The organism is Natrinema sp. CGMCC1.2065 (genome assembly GCF_051225675.1).
GTDB classification, from domain to species: domain Archaea; phylum Halobacteriota; class Halobacteria; order Halobacteriales; family Natrialbaceae; genus Natrinema; species Natrinema thermotolerans.
In genome coordinates, this window is the sequence record NZ_JBPJSJ010000025.1 from 43,353 (window position 1) to 51,909 (window position 8,557).

Below are 8,557 nucleotides of genomic sequence, written 5' to 3' on the forward strand. Positions count from 1 at the left end.
GTGGAACGGTCGTGCTACGAAACGATTACCAGCGCGGCGGCTCGAGACCCGCCGCCTCGAGCAACTCCTTCCAGCGCGATTGGACCGAGAGCCGGGAGACGTCGGCGGCGTCGGCGACCGCGCCCTGAGTGCGGCCGTCGCCGGCGACGAGCGAGCCGGCATAGAGGCTGGCGGCCAGGACCGCCCGCTTCGATCGATCCGACTCGGGCACGTCGGTCAGAAAGAGGTCGACCGCACACGAGCGAGCCTCCGTCGACAGCTCGAGGCGGTCGGCGATCGTCTCGAGTTCCGCGAGCCACGGCTCGTACTCGACCCGGTCCCGGGCACTGTGCATACTTCCGAGTACCTGCTGAGCCGATATAAACGTGCGGTCACGGCGAGCCGTTCGACGAGCGGCCGATCGGCTCGCCGCCCCAACGAGAGACTACCGACGCAACGGTCGGCTACGATTCATGGAGTGTGTGGACCGTTCGCGGCGGATTCGACTAGGAGCCGACTACTAAACCGCGTGTCGCCCCAACGGTCCGTCGACGTGCGGCGTGTCGAGTCCACCTCATGACAGAGCCAACCTGCAAACTCGTCTGTACCGGCTGCGGGCTCGAGTTGGCCTACCGGGAGCGCTCGCTGGCCGAACGGGCCGCGGAGTTACACCAGCTTCGGGATTCGGAACACGTGACGTTTATCGTCCCACCGGACTGGTCGCCCGAGGAGCCGGTGACCCACTGTTGAGCGCCGCTTGGCGCGGACCGACAGGTACTTACTCGATTCGTGAAAACTCGAGAGCGAGCGCGGGTAGCCAAGCCAGGCCAACGGCGCAGCGCTTAGGACGCTGTCCCGTAGGGGTCCGCCGGTTCGAATCCGGTCCCGCGCATTCTCCGCGAACAACTTCGTGAGCGAAGAATGCAGTCAGCGGATTCGAACCCTGCAAGGAACGCGCAGCGACCACCGGGAGCGAGCATTTCTTGCTTCGGTTCGAATCCGGTCCCGCGCACTTCCAACCCTGTGCTATCATTCGGTTTTCGCTCTGCATATTGTAATCGTCCCATTGGATAACGAAGACCGACTGTCTGAGAAGAAGTTCGTGGGCTACCACAGCTACCGCGAACAACTTTAGAATGGTTACTCCACTTGGGGAAGTCCGGACAAGGCCCTCCGCTACTCAGCAGACTATGAGAGTGGCTACAGGCCGCCGCGTTCGACTGATGGTCTGGGATTATCACAACGAATATTGGATAGAAGAGGAGAATCAAGGGAATACCGAAATAGTATTTCAAATATCTGGCCAACAAGTACGGGAATAACCATGTTTGGGAAATCATCATCATCATCATCATCATCATTGTTGGCAGAAGCCTTTCACTACTCCCCGAATATCGCGTAAATATTTTAATGAGTCTAAAACTCAAGTATAGTAAGATGGTTTAAAATCTATTTACAAATCTAGCTGTTCAGATTTCTTTCTTCCTAGCTAGCATACATAAAATCTATTCAAATATTTTATTATTGTTTTAGGCTGTATTTCAATACTGAAGAATCGCTTCTGACGGTAGATGGAAATGACTTTCTGCTATAAGATATTTTGATGCCCATATGCTAAAGTCAACAAAGGTACAGAACTACCGTTCAATAGTGGATTCTGGGACTGTTGAGTTAAACCAGAAAATGACCACTATTGTCGGTGGAAACGAAGCAGGGAAAACAAACTTCTTAAAATCGCTGACTTTACTGGGAGATCCGAACGAAATACCTAGAGAGAAGTTATGTGACTACAATAGTGAAAAAATAACTTCAAAGAAAATGGGTGATATACAGGTATTAGAGGTTGAATTACCTTCACAGTCATTAGCGTCAGACTCTAATGCTCATCTCTTCCATCGGAGAAGATATGTACGCGAGGAAGGTTCGAATGATGCCTATTTTATAGAACCGTCAGAGAGCGATGGGTCTTTGGCAACTGTTAAAAGGTATGCTGATGGTACTCATAAGGCAACATTCAACGATCAAGAGGTTGAAAAGAGATATCTTACATCTCTTCTCACAAGTCGAACCCAGCAGTTGGGTAATCAAATCACGGTGGAACAGATCTCGTCTGAATTAGGAATGAGAATCCGTCGCCTAAGAAGAACACCTTTTGAAGAAGACGCTGAGACAGACTTTCAAGATTCATTAGATGATTTGCAGAATTATATTCGTGAGAATAATGAGGTGATTGCAGGGCAGTATGATGAGGAAGAGTCAGCTGGTAGTCATAATGCCGAAAAGCTTATAAGTGAAATAATAGGCATAATAGAATCGTCTCGTGAAGAAAGTGGTATACGAATATATGAGTCTGATTTGCGCCACCTTCCAGATATCCACTACTATGGAGAGATTGATGAGATAAAAGATGAGGTCGCTATTGAGGAACTTAGAGAGAACCCAGAAGAGAATGCTGCCTACTCCGCGATACTGAGTTATGCAGGATTAGAACCGGAGGAATTAGACGACCTATCGTCTGGAGAAATAAGGGATAGGAGACAACGTGCTGGAGAAGAATTTTCGGACCTATTTAATCAGTATTGGAACCAATCAACTATTGATATTGAAATTGAACTTTCAGGTGGTAGGGTCTCACTCCAATTCTATGATGAGTCAAATAAACGAAAAGCGGCATCTGATAGGAGTAGGGGCTTAAGGCGGTTTGTCTCCTTCCTCGCACAGGTCATCTCACAATCAGACTCTCAGTTGGAGAATTCAATAGTTTTGTTAGATAGTCCTGGAGTCCATTTACATCCAGAAGGACACAGAAACTTGCGGAATTCACTAAGTAGATTAGCTGAATCTAATCAGTTAATATTTGCTACACATGCACCATATATGATTGATACGCAAAATCTCACAAGAATTAGAGTTGCACGCCGTCCGGGAGACGGGTCAGGGACAAAAGTACAAAAGTTAGGCCACCAAGAGACACCAAGTGACGATTCATTAGCCTCCGTGAGAGCATCATTGGGGGCAACCTTTTCGGATTCACTCTTTTCCAGTTCGAAGACAGTCTTGGTGGAAGGGTTTGAGGACCGTCTATATCTGAATAGTTTCTCGAAGCTATTCGACAAATTAAATGATGGTGAGTCTTTCCATCCGAATATCCAGATTATAGATTGCGGAGGTGCAACTAAAACGACTTACATGGGTAGATTAGTTGATGCTGAAAATTATGAATATGCTGTTTTCTTAGACGGGGATGAGGAGGGTCGGGTTGCGAATGACCAATTAATAGAAGACGGAGTTCCATCTAAGCATGTCCTCACAGTTTCGGATATACTAACTACTGATGCTGAAGTTACAGTGGAGGACCTATTCTCTCGGGAATTTTTCTCTAAAATTACTGCGGAAGTACATGGACTGTCCTTAGACGACATTGAAGAAGAATTTTACAACTCCGACAAGAGTGTCGTAGAATCGTTGAATGGTGAAATCAAACGAATCCAGGGCATCTCTGACGGCGGTCTGGTAGTGAAAAAGAAAGAAATAGCGAAGCGGATAAGCGAGAAGATATTAGAAAAAGATGATATCGGCCTCGATGATGAAACGATTGACAACTTTTCCAACCTGATATCGGAAATAAATCGAATTGTTGCAGATGAAGACGATATTAGTAGTGGTGAACAAACTGGTGAGGGAGAAGAGGATGAAGAAACCAGAACTGAGCTCGAGAACGAAGAATAGGGCCAACATCGGAGGATGAGGCGAATACTACCGATCGCAATAGCGGTCGGCGACCGTCGACTACCGTACGTCTGACGGCCGCTTGGATCGTTTCGACCGCTCACTGCAGAGAGAAACGACGGACAAGCGTCAGACGCTCCATAACGCTTATTCGGGCAGAAACAGGTTGTATGTTCAATGGCCGGGTTAGACGACGTCTTCGGGGACCTCTTTGCGAGTGTCGATGCGGTCGTACTCTTCTCACCCAGCGGCTCCTACTACGAGCAGTTCGTGGACATCGAGGACCTCGACGTGATCGTCGTCGGGACCGAAAACGCCGTCGGTGCGGAGACGTTCGTCGAACTCCCCCTCGAGTTCGGGAACATCTCCGAACGGATCCGATACGGCCTCGAGGGGGCTCTCGAGCAGGGCGTGATCGAGGACGGCGACGAGTTGGCCTGTGCAAGCAGCGTCTTCAGCGATGGAATCGATACCGTCTCCCGAGTCCGGGCCGACGCGGAGACCCGGACGGGGATCTACGACCTGTTCGTCAAGTCCCGGGCCGATCCGGAAGTAGTCAAGTCGGTGCTGGAAGTGGCGATCGAACTAGGCAAGAAGGGCCAGAAGGGCAAGCCGGTCGGCGCGCTGTTCGTCGTCGGTGACGCGGGCAAGGTGATGAACAAGTCCCGCCCGCTTTCCTACAACCCCTTCGAGAAGTCCCACGTTCACGTCGGCGATCCGATCGTCAACGTGATGCTCAAGGAGTTCTCGCGGCTCGACGGTGCCTTCATCATCTCCGACGCGGGCAAGATCGTCTCGGCGTATCGCTACCTCGAGCCCTCCGCGGAGGGGGTCGACATCCCGAAGGGGTTGGGCGCGCGGCACATGGCCGGCGGCGCGATCACGCGCGATACCAATGCGATCGCGATCGTCCTCTCGGAGAGTGACGGCCTCGTCCGGGCGTTCAAGGCCGGAGAACTCATCCTGGAGGTCGATCCGGAGGCGTACTGATATGGTAGAGTGGCAGCCGCTTCTGAACGAACCGGCCGTCATAGCCGCGGCGGTACTGACGCTCGGCCTCGCCGTCGGCTATCTGGTCGGTCGGCTCAACGAAGAACTGCTCTCGGCGTCGGGCGTCCCGGAGGCCGTCGAGGGAACCCCCTTCGAGCGGACCGCCCAGTCGATCGGTACCTCGACGGTCGAGATCGTCGCCCGCCTGAGTTCGTGGTTCATCTACGGCATCGCGGTGTTGACCGCGATCCACATCGCCCAACTGCTCGACACCGACGCCTTCTGGCTGCGGGTCACCGAGTTCGTCCCGCAGCTGTTTATCGCCGTCCTCGTCCTCATTCTGGGGTTTATCGTCGCTGACAAGACGGAACTGATCGTCAGCGAGTACCTCCGTGGCGTCAAGCTCCCCGAAGTATCGGTCATCCCGAAAGTGGTCAAGTACTCCGTCCTCTATGTCACTTTCATCATCGCGCTCGGGCAGGTCGGCGTCCACGTTCTCGCGCTCTTGATCCTGCTGACCGTCTACGCCATCGGCATCGTCATCGTCGGTACCGTTGCGTTCAAGGACTTCCTCGTCTCGAGCGCCGCCGGAATCTATCTGCTTCTGAACCAGCCCTACGGGATCGGCGACGAGATCCGGATCGGCGACCAGACCGGTATCGTTCAGGAGGTCGATCTGTTCGTCACCAAGATCGAGGACGACTCCGAGGAGTACATCGTCCCAAATCGGAAAGTCTTCGAGGACGGGATCGTCCGGATGCGGGACTGACTGGGCCGACACGGGAACCGACTACTCGAGCGAGAGGCCGGCGTGCCAGCGGTCGGCACCCGCCTCGCGTTTGACGGCATCCATCTTCGCCAGCAAGTGCGTCGCGAGCGTCGCGGTCTCGGCGGCACGGGACTCGCCTTCGGTCCGGAACGCGCCGGTCTCGCGGTTGGCATAGACGGTACAGACCGCGCCGGCCCGGAGCCCGTAGAGGTTCGCGAGGGTCAGGATCGCGCTGGCCTCCATCTCGATGTTCTTCACGTTCGCCGCTTTGAGTTCGTCGACTAACTCGTCCGAACCGGCGGCCTCGAAGCCGTCGAACCCGGGCCGGCCCTGGCCCGCGTAAAAGGAGTCTGAACTCATCGTCACGCCTGTGTGGTAGTCGTAGCCGAGCCGTTCGGCGGCGGCGACCAGCGCCGAGACGACCTCGCCGTCGGCGGCGGCCGGGTAGTCCTCGCGGACGTACTCGTCGCTGGTCCCTTCCTGACGGACTGCACCGGTCGTGATCACCAGATCGCCGACGGCCATCTCCGGTTGGATCGCCCCGCAGGAGCCGACCCGGAGGAACGTGTCGACACCGATCCGGGCCAGTTCCTCGACGGCGATCGCGGCCGACGGGCTACCGATCCCCGTCGAGGTGACCGAGACCGGCGTCCCCTCGTAGCTCCCGGTCGCAGTGCGGTACTCGCGGTGCCGAGCCACGAGGTCGTGGTCGTCCCAGAACGCCACGATCTTCTCGAGGCGTTCGGGATTGCCCGGCAACAACACGGTGTCGGCCACGTCGTCGGGGCCGACCTCGAGGTGGTACTGTTCGTCGGCGTTCGGGTCTTCGCTGTCTCGAGTCATCGAATAGCGGCGGTTCGGTGCGACGCTGTATATAAACCCGGGGCGGCCGTAGCGACGGTATGGCACGCGGGACGCTCACGGACACCTATGTCGCGGCGATCCAGCACGACCTGGCGGAGCTGCCGGCCGACGCGACCCGGGTCGGCGTCGTCCGCCGGCCGACCTCGTGGTTCCACGCGGCCGTCGACGAGAACCTGCCCGAACTCGGGCCCCCGGAACCGCTCCTCGAGTCGATGCGCGACGCCGAGGAGGACATGAAGATACAGGGGCTTTGCGAGGAGGGTGCCCACAACGCCGCGTGGGAGCAGGTCGGGTTCGGCGAGGCCTACCGGGACCATCTCGAGAGCGACGACAGCGCGCGGGCGGCGATCGAAACGCTCTCCGAGCGGTTGGCAGCGGGCGAGTCGCTGGCGCTGGTCTGTTACGAAAACACCGAGAAAAAGCGGTGTCACCGGACGATCCTCCGGGAGTACCTCGAGGGGTAAGTCGAATCCGTCTCGGGGCCGGCATCGATCGACCGGCGGCTCCGAGCCGCGACGGCGGGTTCGACGGCAGTGGCCCGAGCCGTCACTCGAGCGTCTCTTCGGTGATCGTGTTCGGCAGCAGTTCGCCAAGCGTGTACTCTGTCACCTCGTTCCCGCCCTCGTCACAGATCACGGCGAGGTCGTCGTCGCAGAACTCCGCCAGCGTCTGCCGGCACATCCCGCAGGGCGTGACGCCGTCGCGGCGGTCGGAACTGACCGCGAGCCGGGCGAACTCGCGGTGGCCGTTCTTGACCGCCTCGGCGACCGCGACCTCCTCGGCGTGGAGGCTGTTGCTGTAGTTGGCGTTCTCGAGGTTGCAGCCGGTGAAGACCTCGCCGTCGGCCGTCTCGAGGGCGGCACCGACGCGGTACTCGGAGTAGGGGACGTGGGCCCGTTCCTGTGCGTCGCGGGCGGCCGCGATCAAGTCGTTCATGGGACCCGATTCGACCGGCGGGGACCAAAGGATGTCGGCTCCGACGCCGGTCGTCGACGACCGCTACCGGACGTCCTCGATTGCCGCTTCAATGACCCCGCTGGCCTCGTCGACGAGGTCGTCGACCGACTCGCTCTCGGCGTAGAGACGCACGTAGGGTTCGGTGCCGCTCGGGCGGACCAGCAGCCACGAGGCGTCCGCGAACTCGAGGCGGACGCCGTAGTCGGTGTCGACGGCGGCCTCGGGGAACGCGTCGGGCAGATCGCGCTCGAGGGCAGACATGGCGTCGCTTTTGGCCGTGTCGGGACAGTCGAGACTGACCTTTCGGTAGGGGCGTTCGGTGACCGGCTTCCGGAGCCGGTCGGTGTCGCCGGCCGCGGCGACGAGCGCGGCAACGACCGCCGCGCTTGCGACGCCATCGATCCAGCCGCCAAAGGCGGTGTGGATGTGTTTCCAGGGTTCGGCGGCGAAGGCGATTTCGGTGTCGTCCGAGCCGCGCTCGCGCTCCCGCGCGATCCCCTCGTGGAGTGCCCCGAGCCGGACGCGCTCGACCCGGCCGCCGGCCGCCCGGACTCGCTCGTCGATACGGGCGGAAGCGTTGGGTGTGGTGACGACGACGGGGTCGTCGGCGTCGCTGTCGGCCGTGTAGCGTGCCGCGACCACCGCGAGGACCGTGTCCTCGTGGATCACGTCGCCGTCGGGATCGAGGGCGACCAGCCGGTCGGCGTCGCCGTCGTGAGCGAGCCCGAGATCGAACTCGCCGTCCGCGACGAACGCCGAGAACTCCGAGAGCGTCTCCGGGGTCGGCTTGCTCCCCCGGCCGGGGAAGTGGCCGTCGACGGAGGCGTTGACCGCGACGACCGTCGCGCCGAGGCGCTCTAAGACCTGCGGCGTCGCGAGCGCGCCGACGCCGTTCCCGCAGTCGACGGCGATCCGGAGCCCCGCGAGCGGGTCCGCCGGGGTCGCGGCCTCGCCGTCGGTCCCGGCGTCGGCGAACCGCTCCCGGACGTAGTCGGTGACCGCGTCGCGATAGCGATCCACCACCGCGAGGCGTTCGCCGTCGCCCCACTCGTCCCAGTGGACGGGGCCGTCGTCGGCCGCGACGGCCTCGTCGACGGCCCGCTCGGCGTCGCTGTCGTACTCGACGCCGTCGGCGAAGAGCTTGATCCCGTTGTCCGCTGGCGGGTTGTGGCTGGCGGTGAGCATCACGCCCCGCCGGCCGCGCGAGGCGTAGGCGAGCGCGGGCGTCGGGACCTGCCCCACGCGGCGGACGTCCGCCCCGGCGCTCTC

At 58.9% G+C, this 8,557-nt stretch carries 9 protein-coding genes and 1 tRNA gene; 6 read left to right on the top strand and 4 right to left on the bottom strand.

What is annotated here, in order from left to right:
* Positions 1 to 25: 25 nt before the first annotated feature.
* On the bottom strand, positions 26 to 334 hold the full coding sequence (locus ACSBP4_RS18170) for a transcription initiation factor IIB family protein (protein WP_435553056.1): 309 nt from the start codon (positions 332 to 334) through the stop codon (positions 26 to 28).
* A gap of 221 nt (positions 335 to 555) precedes the next feature.
* On the opposite strand from ACSBP4_RS18170, the gene ACSBP4_RS18175 reads away from it, so the two are divergent.
* The 5 genes from ACSBP4_RS18175 (at position 556) to ACSBP4_RS18195 (ending at position 5,467) form a co-directional block, all read left to right on the top strand.
* Positions 556 to 729 (top strand): hypothetical protein, encoded by a 174-nt coding sequence (locus ACSBP4_RS18175; protein ID WP_006179676.1) that lies wholly within the window; start codon positions 556 to 558, stop codon positions 727 to 729.
* Between the two features lie 57 nt (positions 730 to 786).
* A tRNA-Leu gene (locus ACSBP4_RS18180) sits at positions 787 to 871 on the top strand.
* A gap of 719 nt (positions 872 to 1,590) precedes the next feature.
* On the top strand, positions 1,591 to 3,708 hold the full coding sequence (locus ACSBP4_RS18185) for an AAA family ATPase (RefSeq protein ID WP_435553057.1): 2,118 nt from the start codon (positions 1,591 to 1,593) through the stop codon (positions 3,706 to 3,708).
* A 177-nt stretch (positions 3,709 to 3,885) separates the two neighbouring features.
* Positions 3,886 to 4,698 (top strand): diadenylate cyclase DacZ, encoded by an 813-nt coding sequence (gene dacZ, locus ACSBP4_RS18190; protein ID WP_006649381.1) that lies wholly within the window; start codon positions 3,886 to 3,888, stop codon positions 4,696 to 4,698.
* Position 4,699: 1 nt separating this feature from the next.
* Entirely contained in the window at positions 4,700 to 5,467 is a 768-nt protein-coding gene (locus ACSBP4_RS18195) for a mechanosensitive ion channel domain-containing protein (RefSeq protein ID WP_006649380.1), read from the top strand.
* A 21-nt stretch (positions 5,468 to 5,488) separates the two neighbouring features.
* Here the strand turns inward: ACSBP4_RS18195 and ACSBP4_RS18200 are convergent, their stop codons facing one another.
* Positions 5,489 to 6,310, bottom strand: a complete 822-nt coding sequence (locus tag ACSBP4_RS18200; RefSeq protein ID WP_435553058.1) for a nucleoside phosphorylase — start codon at positions 6,308 to 6,310, stop codon at positions 5,489 to 5,491.
* A gap of 59 nt (positions 6,311 to 6,369) precedes the next feature.
* Between ACSBP4_RS18200 and ACSBP4_RS18205 the strand changes: the two genes are divergently transcribed.
* Positions 6,370 to 6,795, top strand: a complete 426-nt coding sequence (locus ACSBP4_RS18205) for a DUF488 domain-containing protein (RefSeq protein ID WP_049966291.1) — start codon at positions 6,370 to 6,372, stop codon at positions 6,793 to 6,795.
* A gap of 82 nt (positions 6,796 to 6,877) precedes the next feature.
* Here ACSBP4_RS18205 and cdd read toward each other — a convergent pair whose 3' ends face one another.
* Entirely contained in the window at positions 6,878 to 7,267 is a 390-nt protein-coding gene (gene cdd, locus ACSBP4_RS18210) for a cytidine deaminase (RefSeq protein ID WP_435553059.1), read from the bottom strand.
* Between the two features lie 63 nt (positions 7,268 to 7,330).
* The coding region (locus tag ACSBP4_RS18215) for a phosphomannomutase (protein WP_435553060.1) at positions 7,331 to 8,557 on the bottom strand (1,227 nt) is incomplete at its 5' end.

What these genes read in the sequence shown, in the direction of transcription:
- ACSBP4_RS18175 (WP_006179676.1), top strand. Translation starts at nt 556, where the DNA reads ATGACAGAGCCAACCTGCAAACTCGTCTGTACCGGCTGCGGGCTCGAG.
- ACSBP4_RS18185 (WP_435553057.1), top strand. Translation starts at nt 1,591, where the DNA reads ATGCTAAAGTCAACAAAGGTACAGAACTACCGTTCAATAGTGGATTCT.
- ACSBP4_RS18205 (WP_049966291.1), top strand. Translation starts at nt 6,370, where the DNA reads ATGGCACGCGGGACGCTCACGGACACCTATGTCGCGGCGATCCAGCAC.
- ACSBP4_RS18200 (WP_435553058.1), bottom strand. Translation starts at nt 6,310, where the DNA reads ATGACTCGAGACAGCGAAGACCCGAACGCCGACGAACAGTACCACCTC.
- dacZ (WP_006649381.1), top strand. Translation starts at nt 3,886, where the DNA reads ATGGCCGGGTTAGACGACGTCTTCGGGGACCTCTTTGCGAGTGTCGAT.
- ACSBP4_RS18195 (WP_006649380.1), top strand. Translation starts at nt 4,700, where the DNA reads ATGGTAGAGTGGCAGCCGCTTCTGAACGAACCGGCCGTCATAGCCGCG.
- cdd (WP_435553059.1), bottom strand. Translation starts at nt 7,267, where the DNA reads ATGAACGACTTGATCGCGGCCGCCCGCGACGCACAGGAACGGGCCCAC.
- ACSBP4_RS18170 (WP_435553056.1), bottom strand. Translation starts at nt 334, where the DNA reads ATGCACAGTGCCCGGGACCGGGTCGAGTACGAGCCGTGGCTCGCGGAA.